The organism is Streptomyces sp. S186 (assembly GCF_051603415.1).
Classification (GTDB): domain Bacteria; phylum Actinomycetota; class Actinomycetes; order Streptomycetales; family Streptomycetaceae; genus Streptomyces.
This window is the reverse complement of the sequence record NZ_CP193932.1, coordinates 271,858-287,810: the sequence shown is the minus strand read 5'-3', so window position 1 is coordinate 287,810 and position 15,953 is coordinate 271,858. Positions and strand designations below refer to the sequence as shown.

13 protein-coding genes are annotated in these 15,953 nt (G+C 71.7%); 3 read left to right on the top strand and 10 right to left on the bottom strand.

Annotation, left to right across the window (positions count from 1 at the left end; translation table 11 throughout):
- Positions 1 to 4: 4 nt before the first annotated feature.
- From ACRAS8_RS01245 to ACRAS8_RS01235, 3 genes are read left to right on the top strand one after another with little or no spacing between them, the layout of a single operon-like run.
- The gene (locus ACRAS8_RS01245; protein WP_438483859.1) at positions 5 to 1,924 is read left to right on the top strand and encodes a beta-ketoacyl synthase N-terminal-like domain-containing protein; all 1,920 of its coding nucleotides are present in this window, start codon (positions 5 to 7) and stop codon (positions 1,922 to 1,924) included.
- Positions 1,918 to 2,679, top strand: a complete 762-nt coding sequence (locus tag ACRAS8_RS01240) for a glucose 1-dehydrogenase (RefSeq protein ID WP_438483858.1) — start codon at positions 1,918 to 1,920, stop codon at positions 2,677 to 2,679. Before ACRAS8_RS01245 ends, ACRAS8_RS01240 begins: the two co-directional genes overlap by 7 nt.
- Positions 2,680 to 2,722: 43 nt before the next feature.
- Entirely contained in the window at positions 2,723 to 3,811 is a 1,089-nt protein-coding gene (locus tag ACRAS8_RS01235; RefSeq protein WP_438483857.1) for an LLM class flavin-dependent oxidoreductase, read from the top strand.
- Here the strand turns inward: ACRAS8_RS01235 and ACRAS8_RS01230 are convergent.
- The 10 genes from ACRAS8_RS01230 to ACRAS8_RS01185 form a co-directional block, all read right to left on the bottom strand.
- Positions 3,808 to 5,250, bottom strand: a complete 1,443-nt coding sequence (locus ACRAS8_RS01230; RefSeq protein ID WP_438483856.1) for an ATP-binding protein — start codon at positions 5,248 to 5,250, stop codon at positions 3,808 to 3,810. The genes ACRAS8_RS01235 and ACRAS8_RS01230 overlap by 4 nt on opposite strands.
- Positions 5,247 to 5,969: a response regulator transcription factor gene (locus ACRAS8_RS01225; protein ID WP_438483855.1), complete on the bottom strand. Its 723-nt coding sequence runs from the start codon at positions 5,967 to 5,969 to the stop codon at positions 5,247 to 5,249. Before ACRAS8_RS01225 ends, ACRAS8_RS01230 begins: the two co-directional genes overlap by 4 nt.
- Before the next feature lie 10 nt (positions 5,970 to 5,979).
- Positions 5,980 to 7,281, bottom strand: a complete 1,302-nt coding sequence (locus ACRAS8_RS01220) for an MFS transporter (protein ID WP_438483854.1) — start codon at positions 7,279 to 7,281, stop codon at positions 5,980 to 5,982.
- The gene (locus ACRAS8_RS01215) at positions 7,262 to 8,557 is read right to left on the bottom strand and encodes a type III PLP-dependent enzyme (RefSeq protein ID WP_438483853.1); all 1,296 of its coding nucleotides are present in this window, start codon (positions 8,555 to 8,557) and stop codon (positions 7,262 to 7,264) included. Before ACRAS8_RS01215 ends, ACRAS8_RS01220 begins: the two co-directional genes overlap by 20 nt.
- A complete protein-coding gene (locus ACRAS8_RS01210; RefSeq protein WP_438483852.1) occupies positions 8,554 to 10,251 on the bottom strand; it encodes an IucA/IucC family protein in 1,698 nt (565 codons plus the stop codon). The genes ACRAS8_RS01215 and ACRAS8_RS01210 overlap by 4 nt, the downstream gene beginning before the upstream one ends.
- Positions 10,248 to 11,912 (bottom strand): IucA/IucC family protein, encoded by a 1,665-nt coding sequence (locus ACRAS8_RS01205; RefSeq protein ID WP_438483851.1) that lies wholly within the window; start codon positions 11,910 to 11,912, stop codon positions 10,248 to 10,250. The genes ACRAS8_RS01210 and ACRAS8_RS01205 overlap by 4 nt, the downstream gene beginning before the upstream one ends.
- 214 nt (positions 11,913 to 12,126) lie before the next feature.
- Positions 12,127 to 12,753 (bottom strand): DJ-1/PfpI family protein, encoded by a 627-nt coding sequence (locus tag ACRAS8_RS01200; protein ID WP_438483850.1) that lies wholly within the window; start codon positions 12,751 to 12,753, stop codon positions 12,127 to 12,129.
- Positions 12,750 to 13,727, bottom strand: coding sequence for a GlxA family transcriptional regulator (locus ACRAS8_RS01195; RefSeq protein WP_438483849.1), 978 nt, complete (start codon positions 13,725 to 13,727; stop codon positions 12,750 to 12,752). Before ACRAS8_RS01195 ends, ACRAS8_RS01200 begins: the two co-directional genes overlap by 4 nt.
- 32 nt (positions 13,728 to 13,759) lie before the next feature.
- On the bottom strand, positions 13,760 to 14,161 hold the full coding sequence (locus ACRAS8_RS01190; protein ID WP_438483848.1) for a glyoxalase: 402 nt from the start codon (positions 14,159 to 14,161) through the stop codon (positions 13,760 to 13,762).
- Between the two features lie 78 nt (positions 14,162 to 14,239).
- Positions 14,240 to 15,916: an NRAMP family divalent metal transporter gene (locus ACRAS8_RS01185; protein WP_438483847.1), complete on the bottom strand. Its 1,677-nt coding sequence runs from the start codon at positions 15,914 to 15,916 to the stop codon at positions 14,240 to 14,242.
- Between the last annotated feature and the right edge of the window lie 37 nt (positions 15,917 to 15,953).

Here is a 15,953-nt window from a genome sequence, read left to right as displayed (position 1 = left end):
GCCTGTGTCCACCGTTGCGTCGGAGCGGCTCGTGGAAGCGCTACGGGCGGCTCTCACCGAGAACCAACGCCTCAAGGAACAGGCCGCCCGGTTCTCCCCCCACCAGGACCCCATCGCCATCGTGGGGATGGGCTGCCGGTTCCCCGGAAACGTCAACTCCCCGGAAGACATGTGGGACTTCGTCTCGGCCGGCAGGGACGCCGCAGGCCCCCTGCCGCGCGGACGACACTGGGAGACCTGGCGCCCGGACCCCACTGGCCCGGCCGATCCACTGCGGGTCGAGGCCGGATGTTTCCTCGATGACGCGGCCGACTTCGACGCGCCGTTCTTCGGTATGACGGCGACGGAAGCCCTCGTCACCGATCCCCAGCAGCGCCTTCTGCTGGAGGTGGCATGGCAGGCCCTGGAGCATGCCCGGCTTGATCCGGCAGGTCTCCGGGGCACCCCTACGGGCGTCTACTTCGGCGCCATGTACCACGACTACCTCACTCTCCTGATGTCCCTGCCCAACCGGGAGAAGGAAGCAGGGGAGTACCTCTTCGCGGGAAATCTGGGCAGCGTCCTCGCCGGCCGCGTCGCCTACGCACTGGGCCTGGAAGGGCCGGGCATCACCGTGGACACCGCATGTTCCTCCTCGCTGGTAGCCCTCCATCTGGCCTGCCAGGCACTGCGGGACGGGGAGTGCACCCTGGCATTGGCCGGTGGCACCACGGTCATGGCGACGCCGATGCTGTTCAGTTCCCTCGGACATATCACCGGTCTTGCCCGGGACGGTCGCAGCAAGTCCTTCGCCGCCGGGGCCGACGGCGTGGCCTTCGGCGAGGGCGCCGGCGTGTTGGTGCTGGAACGGCTGGCGGACGCACACCGTCATGGGCACCGCGTACTGGCTGTGGTCCGGGGCTCGGCCGTCAGTCAGGAAGGCCCCCGTAACGCCATGGTCGTCCCCGGCGAAGAAGCGTGTCGCAGACTCATCCGTCAGGCGCTCTCCCGAGCGGACCTCGGGCCCGCCGACATCGACGCCGTGGAAGGACACGGCAGCGGAACCCCGGTGGTCGATTCCCTGGAGGTCAAGGCACTCCTGGACACCTACGGGCAGTACCACACGTCGGAGCACCCACTGTGGCTCGGGTCGGTGAAGTCCAACCTGGGCCATGCGCAAGCCGCCGGCGGCGCCGGCGGGATCATCAAAATGGTCATGGCTCTGCACCATGGCATTCTTCCGCCCACCCTCCACGCCGACGAACCCACGCCCCACGTCGACTGGAGCACAGGCACCGTCCGGCTGCTGACCGAGCCGCGTGACTGGCCCCACCGACCGGACCGGCCACGCCGCTGCGCCGTGACAGGCATCGGCATCGGGGGTACCAACGCCCACGTCATCCTCGAAGAAGCGCCACCGGCACCGGAACACGCGGCAACCCCCACCACACAACTGCCCCTCATACCCTGGGTCATCACCGCCAGAACCCCCGGCGCCCTGCCCGCACAGGCCCGCAGCCTCGCCGCACACGCCGAACGCCACCGCCACCTCAGCGCCCTGGACATCGCCTACTCCCTCGCCACCACCCGCAGTCAATTCCCCTACCGCGCCCTCCTGCTGGCCCCCGATCGAGACGAACTCCTCGACGCCACCCGCGCCCTCGCCGACAACACTCCGCACACGCACCCCGGCGTCATGATCTTCCCGGGTGACGCGCAACCCTCTTCTCGGTTCCTTTCCCCACTGGTGGGATCCGCGCTGGCAGAGCTGTGCCGTTCCTTCGCCGAGGGGGCTCAGGTGGACTGGAAAACCGTCTTCGAGGGAACCGGCGCTCGTGCGGTGGACCTGCCCACGTATGCCTTTCAGCGACAGCCCTACTGGCCGCCTTCCCGAGCCCCACATCCCTCGTACGACGAAGCGAAGGGGGCGGACGAGGCATGCTGACGCTGCAGGGGAAAGTCGCACTCATCACCGGAGCCGCACGCGGACAGGGCGAGGCAGCGGCCAGGCTCTTCGTTCGCCTGGGCGGCCACGTGGTCCTCGGGGACGTGCTGGACAAGGAAGGGCAGGAAGTCGCCGCTGCGTTGGGAAACGGCGCGCGCTATGTGCATCTGGACGTCACCCGGGAATCCGACTGGCAGCGTGCCCTGGCCGTGGCCACCCATGAGTTCGGACGGGTGGACGCCCTGGTGAACAATGCGGGGATCTTTCACATGAGGTCTCTGGAGAACGAATCCCTGGAGTCCTTCGAACGGGTGCTGCAGACCAACCTGCTCGGTGCCTTCCTGGGAATCCAGACCGTGCTCCCGGCGATGCGTTCCGCACGCCAGGGGGCCATCGTCAATGTCTCCTCGGCCGCCGGACTGATGGGCATTGCCTACAGCGGCGCCTACTCGGCGTCCAAATGGGCGCTCCGAGGTCTGACGAAGGTGGCCGCCCTGGAACTGGGCGAATACGGAATCCGCGTCAACAGCGTTCATCCCGGGATCATCGACACGCCCATGGTCAAGGGCATCGCCCCTCCTGCCGGCCCCGGAAACCATCCCGGCGTCCCGCTGCGCCGCGTCGGGCAGGCCCACGAAGTCGCCGCGCTCGTGGCTTTCCTGGTCTCCGACGCCGCCTCCTATATCAACGGCGCCGAGATCAGTACGGACGGCGGATTCACCGCCGGCCCCACACCGCCGTCCCTCGACACCTGATTTTTCCGGACTCGGGCTCTGTACCGAGGGAAACGGAGGAGCCATGCACGTCGGATACCACCTGGGGTGGCAGAACTGGCGACAGAACCTCAGCGACGAAGGGATGTACCGCGCGGAGCTGAAACTCCTCGACCAGGTCGAGGACCAGGGATTTGATTCGATCTGGTCGGTGGAGCATCACTTCGACGACTTCGCGATGTGTCCGGACGCGATGCAGGTGCTGTCGTATCTGGCCGCCCGCACCAGCACCGTTGCCCTGGGCACGGGGGCGGTGATTCTGCCGTGGAACGACCCGCTGCGCGTGGTGGAGAAGCTGATCATGCTGGATCACCTCAGTGGGGGCAGGCTGCTGGTCGGACTCGGCCGCGGGCTGGCGAAGCGGGAGTTCGACGGATTCCGGGTGGACATGAAGGAGGCCCGGGAACGGTTCGACGAGGCGGCGCGCATGGTGCTGCGCGGGCTGGAGAGCGGAGTCGTGGACAACGACGGCCCGTATTACCCCCAGCCCCGGGTCGAGGTCCGGCCGCGGCCCACCAGGTCGTTCGCCGACCGGCTCTTCTGCGTGGCGATGTCGCCGGACTCTCAGCTCATCGCCGCCGAACTCGGGGCGACGATGATGACTTTCGTCCAGTACCCCGCCGAAGTACACGCCGCGGCGATCGCCCGGTATCGCGCCCTTTTCGTCGAGTGGCACGGTCGCCCTCCCGGACCGGCCGTACTGACCGACTTCACCTACTGCCACGCCGACCCGGCCGTGGCCGAACGACGTGCCCGAGAAGCGATCGGCAACTACTTCGTATCCGTGGTCCAGCATTACGACTTCGCCGGTGAGCACTTCGCCGGGACGAAGGGCTACACGGACTACGCGGCAGGCGCCGCGGCGATCCGCGCGGCCGGAATGGAGAACGCCGCCCGCACCTTTGTGGACGCGCAGATCTGGGGCACGCCTGACCAGATCATCGAGAAATACCGGAGGCGACTTGAGGTGATGGGACCGGTGCAGGCAAATGTCGTGTTCTCCCATGGCGGCCTCGGCTACGACGAGATCGAAGCCAGCCAGCGGCTCTTCGCGGCCGAAGTACTCCCGCAACTCAAAGAACTCACCGCCCCGCTGCCCTCGGACACGCCCTAGATGAGTGAGCCGGCGCCGGCTCGCCCGGCTCGGTTGCCGGGCGATGGTGCGGCTGGGCGCAGGTGGAGCACCGCGTCCAGCCCGCCGGCGGGGTGCGGGTGGAGTTCGAGGGAGCCGCCGCCGGCCTGGGCGAGTTGGCGGGCGATGGTCAGGCCGAGTCCGGTGCCGCCGGGGGAGGCGTTGGGCGCGCGCCAGAAGCGGTCGAAGGCGCGCTCGCGTTCGGTGGCGGTCATGCCGGGGCCCTGGTCGATGACGTGGAGGTGCACGGGTGGGGCGGTCCGGTGGTGCGGGGTGGGGACCGGGGCGCGGTGGAGGGTGACGGTGCTTCCGGGCGGTGTGGCGCGCAGCGCGTTGGCCAGAAGGTTGTCGAGGATCTGTTCCAGGGCTCCGGGGATGGCCTGGACGTGGCCGGTGGGTGCGCCGGTGAGGCGGAGGGTGACGTCCTGGTCGGTGGCGAAGGCCGACCACGTCTCGACCCGGTCGTGCACCACGGCGTCGGCGTCCACGGGGGTGGGGGCGGTGTGGTCTTCCTCCAGGCGGGCCAGGGCGAGCAGCCCGTGGACCATGCGCACGAGACGGTCGGTTTCGGCGATGGCCTGGTCGAGGTGGTGGCGTGCCTCGGCGTTGATGTCGGGTTCGAGGTTCTCCAGGCGGAGGCGGAGCGCGGTCAGAGGGGTCTTGAGCTGGTGGGAGGCGTCGGCGGCGAACCGGTGCTGGGCGCGGAGGAGGTGCTGCAGGCGGGTCGCGGTGCGGTTGAAGGTGGCGGCGAGGCGGCGGAGTTCACGCGGCCCGACGTCGACCGCGGGCGGCTCGGTCAGGGTGCCGGCGGCGAGCTGGGCGGTGGCGCGTTCGAGCTTGCGTACCGGCCGGGTGGTCCAGCGGGCGAGGGTGAGCCCTATCGCGGTCATGGCGGCGAGGACGGCGAGCCCGGCGCCGGCCAGCAGGGCCCAGGCGGTGTGGATGCGTGCCGTGGTGTCGCGGGTGGGGGCGGTGATCCGGACGGCGCCGCGGACGGTGGGTCCGGAGGCGGCCGGCACCGTGACGTAGCGGGCCTCGCCGCCGGAGAGAGGGTCGCGGGTGATGCCACTGGTGCGCTGGTTGTGCAGTGCGGCGATGATGTCCGGTGCCCTGGCCAGGTTCCGTGCCGGTGGGGGTGGGACCGTCGGGGCGGTGGTGAGAACGGTTCCGTGCCGGTCGACGACGACGGCCTGGGTGTCGTGGCGTCGGATGGAGCCGTTCAGCAGGTGGGGCAGCGCCCGGGTGTCGGCGTTCTCGATGTCCTCCTCGGCGAGTTCGGCCAGGACCACGGCATCGCGTTCGAGGGTGGTGGTGAGCGCAGAGGTCCGGCTGCGGGCGTAGAGGATCCCGAAGGGGATCTCCAGGGTGAGCAGGACGAGCACGGTGAGGGTGAGGTAGCTGAGCAGGACGCGGTGGATCACCGGTGGCCCTCGCCGCCGTCGGCGGGGGCGGTCAGCCGGAAGCCGACTCCTCGGACGGTCTCGATCCAGGCGGGGTTGCCGAGTTTGCGGCGCAGGGCGGCGATGTGGACGTCGAGTGTCTTGGTCGGGCCGAAGTAGTTGGGGTCCCAGACGGTGTCGAGAATGTGCTGGCGCGAGTAGACGGCGCCGGGATCCTCGCAGAGGAGGGAGAGGAGGCCGAACTCCTTGGGGGCGAGCGCGATGTGCTCGCCCGCGACGTGGACTTTCCTGGTCCGTCGGTCGATGACGAGGTCGCCGACGCGCTGCGGCGTGCCGTGGGCGGGCCGCATCCCGTCACCGGCGGCCGGGTCGTGGGTCATCGGGTCGGTGAGGTGGGCGCGGCGGGTGACGGCGCGCATGCGGGCGATGAGCTCCCTGATCCCGAAGGGCTTGGAGAGGTAGTCGTCGGCGCCCAGTTCGAGGCCGACGACGCGGTCGGTCTCGTCACCCCGCGCGGTGATCATGATGATCGGCACGCGGGAGCGGCTGCGCAGCGTACGGCAGACGTCGATGCCGTCCATGTCGGGCAGCCCGAGGTCGAGCAGGACCATGTCGGGCACCGGAGCGGCGAGGGCGGCCGCCCCGGTGCCGACCCGGTCGATCGCGAAGCCGTAGCGGCCCAGCCCCTCGGCCAGGGGTTCGGCGATGGCGTTGTCGTCCTCGATGAGCAGCACCCGCATGGCCGCAGGGTCACACATCCCGGAGCCCGTCGGCGGTTGGACCACGGGAGGCTTCCCCTTTCGGGTGAGCGGCGGCCGGGCGGGCCGCGGCCACCGCCCCGGCGGCCAGCAGGCCGGCCGCCCCGCCGAGGACGAGCCCGTACCGGGCGCCGAAGGTCTGGGCGATCCAGCCGATCAGGGGGGCGCCGAGGGGGGTGCCCCCGAGGAGGACGAGGAAGTAGACGGACAGCACGCGGCCGCGCATCTCCGGATCGGTGGTGAGCTGGACGAGCGTGTTCGCCGTGGTGGTCACCAGGACGGCGGCGGCTCCGGTCGGCACCAGCAGCACGGCACAGGCGACGGGAGTGGGCATGACGCCGGTCGCGGCTTCGAGCAGACCGAACGCCGCGGCCCACCCCACGAGCAGCCGCAGCGAGGGCGGCCGGCTGCGGCCCGCGGCCCGCAGCGCTCCGAGCAGACTGCCCGCGGCATAGGCGGCGGACAGTGCGCCGAACGCCGCCGCACCGGTGTGGAATGCGGTGGCGGCCATGAGGGAGATCGTCACCTGGAAGTTCAGGCAGAACGTACCGATGACGGCGGTCAGGGCGAGCGTGCGGCGCAGTGGGGGAGTGGCGCGGATGTGCCGCAGGGCGTCGGTCAGCCGCACGTCGTTCGCCGCCCGGCGGTGCGCGGGGACGAGGCCGTGCGGGCGGATGGTGCCCAGCCCGGCGAGGACCGCCGCGTACGAGACGGCGTTCAGCAGGAAGACCCAGCCGCTGCCGAGGGCGGCGATGGTCACCCCGGCGGCGGCCGGTCCGAGGAAGCGGGCGGCGTTGAACTGTGCCGCGTTCACGCTGACCGCGCTGGGCAGGCGTGCGCGGCCGACCAGTTCGCCGAGGAAGGCGTTTCGGGCCGGCCCGTCCAGCGCGGTGACCGCCCCAAGGGCCGTGGCCAGGGCGTAGACGTGCCAGACACGCACCGTGCCGCCGAGCGTCAGCGTTCCCAGGAGCAGGGCCTGACCGGCCATGAGGCTCTGGGTGAGGAGCAACAGGGTGCGTTTGGGGTACCGGTCGGCGATGACGCCGCCCCACAGGCCGAACAGGCTCTGGGGGAGGAACTGAAGTGCGGTCACGATGCCGACGGCGGTGCCGCTGTGCCCGGTGAGCTGGAGGACCAGCCAGTCCTGCGCGGCCCGCTGCATCCACGTTCCGGTGTTGGACACCAACTGCCCGAGCAGATAGCGGCGGAAGGCGGGGACGCGGAGGGCATGGGGCGCGGCCGGCCCGGGCGGTGGGGTCTCCGCTTCCGTGACGTCAGCCGCGGCGCCGGGCAACGCGGCCTCCCCTGGACGGCTGGGCGTGCACGGCGGGCGGGGGCGCCCCGACGCCCGGGCGAGCGGAATCCGCGTTCCCGGGATCCGGGGACGCGGAATCCGGGAACGCGGTGTCCAGGTAGTGGAATCCGGGTGCCGGGTGCATCAGGAAGTCGTGGTGGGAGATGTTCCACGCGTAGGCCCCGGCCATCGCGAACGCCACGCGGTCGCCCGCCCGCAGCCGCCCGACGGGTACGCGTCGGGCCAGGACGTCCTTGGGGGTGCACAACTGCCCGGCCAGCGTCACCGGTTCGCCGGCGACGGCCGGCCGCGCCCACGGCCAGGGCCAGTCGTCACGGGCCACGACCTCGAACGGCTGGTTGTGGCCCTTGGCGGCCGGAGTGCGCAGATGATGGGTGCCCCCGGCCAGCACGGCGAACGCCTCGCCCTGACTGTGCTTGACGTCCAGGACCCGGGTCACGTACCAGCCGCAGTACGCGCTCACCGACCGGCCCGGTTCGATGCGCACCGTCAGCCCGGGGTGGTCGTCCAGGATGCGGCGCAGGCCACGGCCGAAGCCGTGCCAGTCGAAGCGGCGCCCCGGGTCGGCGTAGTCGACGCTCATTCCGCCGCCGATGTTGACCTCCCGCAGCCGGATGTCCCGGGACCGGGCCCACTCCACGGCCCAGGCGATGACCTGCCCGGCGACCCGCAGCTGTGCGCCGGCATCCAGGCCGGAGGCCAGGTGGGCGTGCACGCCCCGCAGCCGGATGCCGGGGTGGGCGGCCAGGATCCGCAGACAGGCATCCAGGCGGGTGGGATCGATGCCGAAGGGACTGGGCCGTCCTCCCATCGCCAGTGACACCTCGCCCAGGCCGACGGGCAGATTGACCCGCAGGAGCACCTCTACGGGGCGGGACGCGGCGTGCTCGCCGAGCATCCGCAGTTCGTGCTCGCTCTCGACGTGCAGTCGCTCCACCCCGAGGTCCAGGGCCTGGGCGAGTTCGGGCGCCGACTTTCCCGGTCCGCCGAAGGCGAGGCGCGCCCGGGGCAACTCCTCCCGGGTGTACCGGAGTTCGCCACCGGAGGCGACCTCGAAGCCGTCGACGACGTCCCGCAGTACCCGCAGCAGCCGGGGATCCGGGTTCGCCTTGGCCGCGTAGAACACGTCCACCCGTTCGGGCAGCGCTTCCCGGATGGCGCGGACATGTCGGCGCAGTTCGCCCAAGTCGTAGACGTACGCGGGGAGTTCGTCGTCCGTCAGGCGCCGCAGATGGTCTTCCAGGTGTGGCTTCACGGGGTTACCTGCCGGGGGAAGTCGTCGGACAGCGGACTGGGCAGCGGCACGTAGGTGGCGTGCCGGTCGGCCTGGCGGGCCCAGCGCAGCAGGAGGTTGGCCTTGGCGGGCAGCGGCACGCCGGACAGCAGCGCCCGCAGCCTGGGCGGGTTGCCCGCGTCGGCCGCGTAGGCCGCGATGTGGTCGTGGACCAGCCCCCACAGGGACGCCTCCAGCGCGGGCGCGGTGTCGGCCAGTGCGCTGACCATTTCCGCGACATGGTTGACCAGCAGGCAGTAGGCGACCCGGTCCCAGCCGCGGGCTGCGCTGTAGGTGAGCGGTCCGCTCGTCTCCTCGTCCAGCGCGGCCAGCGTCCGGTGGTGGCGTTCGGGGACGAGCTTGGTGCCCTCCAGGTCGCGGAAGAGGACGTGTGCGGGCATGCCGTCCGCGCGCACGCCGACGACCACGTTCTGCAGATGCGGCTCCAGGACCACGCCGTGCTCGAAGTACGCGGCCAGGACCGGCGGCAGCAGCAGTCCGAGATAGGCGTCCCACCAGGCCAGCGGGTCGGAGCCGCGGCGGGCCAGGAGCCGGGAGACGTGTGCCGGACTGTTGGGATACTCGTCGGCGACGGCGGCGGCCAGCAGGGGGGTGACGGCGGGCGGCAGATGCCGGCCGAAGCCCTCGCGCACGATGACCCCGAAACCCTCGTGCAGGTCGCGGCTGCCGTCGAGGTCGAGACTGCGGTAGCCCGGCTCGCCCAGCATGCCGCACCCCGGATACCGCGCGCGCAGCGCCGCGAACACCGGCTGGACGACGCCGTGCAGGACGACGGCACCGGCCAGCTCGTAGGCGGAGTTCTTCCGTACGCAGTTGGTCAGCCGCACATTCAGGCTGAACTTCAGGAACACGTCGGCGGCCGGCTCGTACACGGTGCGCACCGATGCCGTGGGTGCCACCGGGGGACCGCAGCTGCCCAGATCGTGCACGTCGCCGCGGGCGAGCGCCGCACGCAGGCCACGGTGTCCGGACAGCATCCGGTACTGCCACGGGTGGACGGGCAGGACGAGGTGGCCCGGCCGGCCCGGCCCCAGGGTGTCCAGGGCGCCGGAGTCGCCTTCCGCACACAGCAGTTCGGGCGGTACGGCGAGATAGCGCAGCGCGAACCGGCTGCCGGTCTCCGGCCCGTACTCCAGCCACTCCCGCGGGTCTCCGCTACGGGACTTGGGGGTGGGGTGGAAGCGGTGCCCGTAGACGAGGGACTGCTCGGAGGCGAGATAGGCGTCGGGCGGGGGCCGGTGCGCGCGCCGGGCCTGGAGCACGGTGCCGACGGTGGCACGGCTGGCGGCGACCTGGGCGGTGAACTCCTCGTTGTCCGCGCCGGTGCGCAGGGTGAGTTCCGCGCGGATCAGTTCCGCGAGTGCGGCCGAGCCGAGCGGGGACCAGGCGGCGCCCTCGCGGCGCTCGGGCGGCCCGCTGAAGCGGTGGGCGCCGATCAGCGACAGACGACGCAGCGCCACCCGCAGCAGCACCCCGCGGCGCGGCAGACGCACCAGCAGGTGTCCGTCGGCGACGGTGACCTGGCGTTCGGGTCCGGAGACCTCACGCACCAGGCAGTTGAGCAGGGTGTGCGCGGTCACCACGTCCGCCGTGGTGCCGTCGGCGTCGGTGGCGGTGGTGCCGGGGGCCGGCGGGCCGAGCGTCGGAGAGGTCATCGCCGGACCTCCCGCCGGGTGCTGCCGCGGTGGGCGGCCACCGGGTTGGGCACCGCCACCCACTGGGCCTTGCCGGGGACGTCGGCCAGCCGCATCGCGGTGCCGGCCTTCAACGGCCAGGCGGCGGCGAAGAACGCCTCCTCGTCACCGTCCTCGGCCCGCAGCGCGGCGAAAACCCTCCGGGCGACGCCGGCGACCACGGCCCACAGGTCGTCGGGCTCGGCTCCACGCGCCCGGGAAAGCACCGCCACCAGCTCGCCGAACACACCGCTCAGCAGCGCGCCGAACAGCTTGGCCCGCAGGGCGAAAGGGTCCTCCCCGGCGCGGCTCCCGGCCAGCCGCGACAGTTCGAAGCCGCAGGCGGCCAGGCGCCGTCCGCTCACCCGCACGCCGTCCAGATCCCGGTACAGCACGCGTACCGGGCGGCCCCGCCGCAGCACCACCAGCGTGTTCTGCCCGTGCGCCTCCAGCGCGACCCCCATGGACAGCAGCGTCAGAACGGGTGGCAGCACCAGCTCCGCGAACTCCCCGAGCCAGTCCACCGCGTCACCGCTGATCAGGGCGGCCTCGGTGGCGTAGACGGCGGTCAGGGGTGCGGCGATCTCGTCCGGGCCCGTGTACCGGTCGGCCGACTCCCGCACCATCGAGGCCAGCGACGGGCACGGCTGTCCGTCCACGCGCACGGCGCCGCCGCCCAGCTCCCGCAGCACGCTCAGCCGGTCGGCGTGGCCGGACTTCTCGACGACCGCCGCCACCAGGTCGGACAGCACAGGACCGTCGGCGACCTCCGCCGGGGCGATGGTCCGTCGGTAGTTCGTCACCTGCACGTCCAGCGATGTCTTGACGTGGCAGCCGGGCAGGGCGTCCAGCGGGGCGAGGGTCCGCAGGGACATCAGCGGACGCGCCGTGACCGACCTCCCGGACGGCGACAGGCCCGCGCACCGCGGGAGGACGTGGTCGCGCTGCCAGGGATGCAGCGGCATCAGCACCGTGTCACCGTCGCGCAGCTCCGCCGGCCAGGTGCCGGCCTGCTGCCACCGGCGGGCGGGCACGGCCAGCAAGGGCACGTCGATCACGGGCCGGTGCTCGGGTGCGTAGGCCAGTACCTCGGCCACCGACAGGCCGGTACGGGTTCGGCAGCACGGGTGCTGGGGGTGGCCGTCGACCACGGCCTGTTCGGCGTCCACACTGTCGCGCACCACAGGCCGGCGGGCCCCGGCGGCGGCCCGGGCCAGGGCCAGGTTGGCCACGCTGTTGGCCAACTCGGCACTCAGCGTGCGGGCCGCCGGCGTGCGCAGGCCCAGCGCGGCCAGGAGCCGCACCGGGTCCGACACCGGTCCCGCGGGTGTTTCCACGGCGAAGCCGGGCTCCGTCCGGGCGAACCGCTCGGCGACGGCCGCATCGCCCGACAGCCGCCCGCCGCCTACCAGGAAGACGGTCAGATCGCCACCGTCGCGGCGCCGGCCGGTGATCCCCGGCAGCGGCTCCCGGGCGAACGCCCCCCACAGGCGCCCCAGCACCGTGGCCCGCGCCCCGGGCAGGGAACGTAAGAAGGGCCCCGCCAACTCGGGCCGTGCTGCGCGTACTTGATCGGCCGCCGCGCGGAGCGCATCGTCGTGCTCCATGGACGGGGACGGGCGGAGGTCTTCGAGATCTCGCATCAGGTGTCCCTTCGAGCCGGGTGACCTCGGGCAGGAGTCATCGGCGCGAAGAGCCGCTGCGAACTCCCTCGGCCTCGGCTCCGCACGCCGTGACAACGCTACGCAGCGGCAGGTGAACACTCCGCCAGCAAAGGGAGAGGGGACGGACAGCACCAAGCCAAGAAACCGAAGCCCGTCCGCAGGCGCCGGGACCGGGGCCATGGCCGTCCTGCGGTCAGCAGCGGACCGGCGGCTCGTCGGCGAGGTAGGGCGGGGCGGGTTCGTACTGGAGGTAACGGCGCACCGCGCGGGCGTGGTCGCGGCCGTGCAGTTGGCCGATCAGCCACAGGGCCATGTCGATGCCGGCGGAGACGCCCTGGCTGGTGACCAGTCGGCCGTCGACCACATAGCGTGCGTCGCGGACGACGGTGATGTCCTCGCGTGCCTGGAGGGTGTCTTCGAAGGCATGGTGGGTGGCCACGCGGCGGCCGCGGGCCGGGCCGGCCTCGTGCAGCAGCAGGGCGCCGGTGCACACGCTGGTGGTCCAGGCTGCCTGGGCGGAGGTCTTGCCGATCCACTCGATGAGTGCGGGGTTGGACACCTGGGTCCGGGTGCCGTTCCCGCCGGGCACGAGCAGCACGTCGAGCGGCGGGTGGTCGTCGAAGGTGTGGTCGGGCAGTACCCGCATGCCCTTGTTGCAGCGGACGGGGCCCGGCCGTTCGGCGATCAGTACGGCGGTGTCCTGCCGCTCGGTGGCGTCCCGCTGCTCGCGGATCATGGCGGAGGAGGTGAACACCTCCCAGGGCCCGACGAAGTCCAGTTCCTCGGCTGCCTCGAACAACAGCAGTCCATAGGTCGTCATGCCAACTCTTTCAGGTTCATGGATCGGAAACGGTCCCGGTACTCGGACGGTGCCACGCCGACGTGCCGGTGGAAGGAGCGGCGCAGCGTCTCCGCGGTACCGAAGCCGCAGTGGTGGGCGATGGTCTCGACGGGGTCGTCGCCTTCGACGAGGGCCCGTCGTGCCGCCTCGACGCGCACCCGCTCGACGTAGGCCGCCGGAGGTGTGCCGAGTTCGGCGGTGAACCGGCGCTGGAGGTGACGGGTGCTCAGGCCCGCGTGGGTGGCCAGGTCGGATATGCCGTGCCGGGCCCGGGGGTCGGCGTGGATCGCCGAGACCGCGGCCCGGATCGGGTCGGTGGACGGCTGGCGCGACCACAGCGGCACACTGAACTGCGACTGGTTGCCCGGCCGACGCAGGAAGAGCACCAACTCCTGAGCGACGGCACGGGCGATGTCCTGGCCGAGGTCTTCCTCCACCAGGGCGAGCGCGAGGTCCATGCCGGCGGTCACCCCGGCCGAGGTCCACACCCGCCCGTCCCTGATGAAGATCGGGTCGCAGTCCACCCGCAGTTCAGGATGCTGCCCGGCCAGCTGCCCGGCGCGGGACCAATGGGTGGTGACCCGGCGGCCGTCGGCGAGCCCGGCGGCCGCCAGCAGGAACACTCCGCTGCACACGGAGGTGACGCGGCGGGCGGACTTCCCGGCCGCGGCGATCCACCCGGTCAGCGCGCCGTCCTGTGCGGCGTGGTCGACGCCGTCGCCGCCCACCACCACCAGGGTGTCGATGCCGTCCGGTCCCAGGTCGGCCACACCGTGTCCGGCGTGTACGGACAGGCCGCTGGACGCCGGGACCGGTCCGGCGGTGGGCGCCAGGACCCGGCAGTCGTATCCTCCCGCGGGCTTTCCCGCGTGCTGGAACACCTCCTGTGGGCCGACCAGATCCAGGGCCTGGAAGCCGTCGAAGACCACGAAGACAATGCGGCGTTGTTGCACGTCTTCAGCCTGCTGGCTCCCGCCTGATGGCGTCAACGACAGGCATCCCACGATTCGCGCCATCGCCCGAGGGGCTCCAGGAACTCCAGGCGGTTGCCGACCGGGTCGGTGGTGAGGAAGCGGCGGTGGCCGCGCACGCTGACGTGCCACACGACCGGTGCGCCGTGTGCCTCCAGGCGGGCGGCGAGCGCGTCGAGACCGGTGACCCTTATCGCGGGGTGGGCCTTGCGGGGCGGGCGGTAGCCGTCCTCGATCCCGATGTGGATCTCCAGTCGTCCGCCGTCCGCCGCGGCGAACCAGCAGCCGCCCCGCCGGGCGACGCCTGGCGGCCTGGGGATTTCCGTCATCTGCAGCGTGGTGAGGTAGAAGCGGCGCAGCACGTCCTCGGAACCGGCCGGGGCGGCGAGCTGGACGTGGGCGAGTGCGGTGAGCATGACGAACGGGCCTCCGTTCGGTGAGCGGGGTCCGGGGGCGCAGTCAACGGCCCCCGGACCGCGGGGTGTTGGGCTTCCTCAGCCCCCGAAGGCGACCTGAGCGATCTTGATGACGACGAGGACCATCGCGACGAGGAGATAGGTGCGCAGCGCGCCCATGCCGAGCTTGCGCGCGGTGGACATGGTCGGCCTGGTCAGGGTGGCGAGCGGGGGCATCCGCCAGGTGCCCCGGCCGGTGCGGTCGATCGGGTCTTCCTTGGTGCCGGTGCGGCGGCGGGTGAAGGCGTACCCGGCGGCCAGCACCCCGACGATGCCGCAGGCGGCCATGATGTCCAGGATCGCGCCCGCGGAGATGTCCGGGAAGAGGACCGAGGCGGTCAGGACGATAGACAGGGCGACCAGGACACCCACCACGGCCGAGGTGAACGCGTTGGTCTTCGGGCCGTTGACCCAGGGGCCGAGGACGGCCTTGTCGTTGCAGAGGAGGAGCAGGAAGACCGACGCGGAGGGCAGCAGCACCCCGGCCAGGGTCTGGACTCCTTCGGTGAGCAGGCCCAGTGGCGAGCCGGGGATCAGCACGATCGTCGCGGCGGCCGCGACCAGGCCGGCGTAGACGGCGTAGAAGCCCTTGGCGCCCTTGACGCCGCGGTGCAGGGAGTGCCGGATGCCGAAGACGTCGCCGATGGCGTAGGCGGTGGACAGGGAGACGGCGAAGGCGCCGATGATCGAGGCGTCCAGCAGGGCGATGGCGAACAGGACTCCGGCGAGCTTGCCGGCGTGCGCGGCCAGGCCGTGGGCGATGCCCGCGGTGTCGGTGAAGTTCCCGGCCTGGTGCGTCCCGGCGAAGGCGGCGGCGGTGAAGCCCATCATGGCCGCGGCACCGATGACCACCACCGCGATGCCGATGACCAGGTCCGCCTTCTCGTACTTCATGAAACGCGGGGTGATCCGCTTGTCGATCACGTAGGACTGCTGGAAGAACAGCTGCCAGGGGGCGACCGTGGTGCCGACGATGCCGATGATCAGCAGCATGACGGTCGACAACTCGCCCGTCCCGCCGGGCATGTTCGGGATGACGAAGTCCCGGGCCATCTGCGACGCGGCGGGGTGGATCATGAAGTAGATCGGCACCAGCAGCAGCGAGGCGGCGCACAGCGCGATGGCGATCCGCTCGAAGCGGCGGAAGGAACCGGTGAACGCGGAGGCCACGATGATCGCGGCGGCCAGCACCACCGACGCTTCCTTCGGCAGGCCCAGGTAGCCGGTGGCCAGGGTGATGCCGATGAACTCGGTCACCAGCGTCAGCGCGTTGAGCAGGAACAGGTCGATGACCGAGAACGCGCCCCAGAACTTCCCGAACCGCTCCAGGATGAGCCGGGCGTGCCCGACGCCGGTGACGGCGCCCAGGCGCAGCACCATCTCCTGGTTGACGTACAGGACCGGTATGAGCAGGAGCAGGGTCCACAGCAGGTGCGTGCCGTAGTTCTGGCCGGCCTGACCGTAGGTCGCGAACGCACCGGCGTCGTTGTCGCCGACCATCACGATCAGGCCGGGGCCGACGATGGCCAGCAGCGTCTTGAGCCTGGCCGACAGGCCGGTACGGGGTGCGGTGTCGTCGAGCCGGATGGTGCCCAGGGCGCCCTGGATGTCGCCGACGTGGGCGTCGTCCAGGACCGCCGCGCGGGGCGTGCGGACAGCGGTGCCGTCGAGGGCGGTGTTGCCGACGGCAGTGGTGTCGATGGTCGTTTTCGTCATGCTGACGTACCTCCCAAATCCCCCCAGCCGGGGAGGT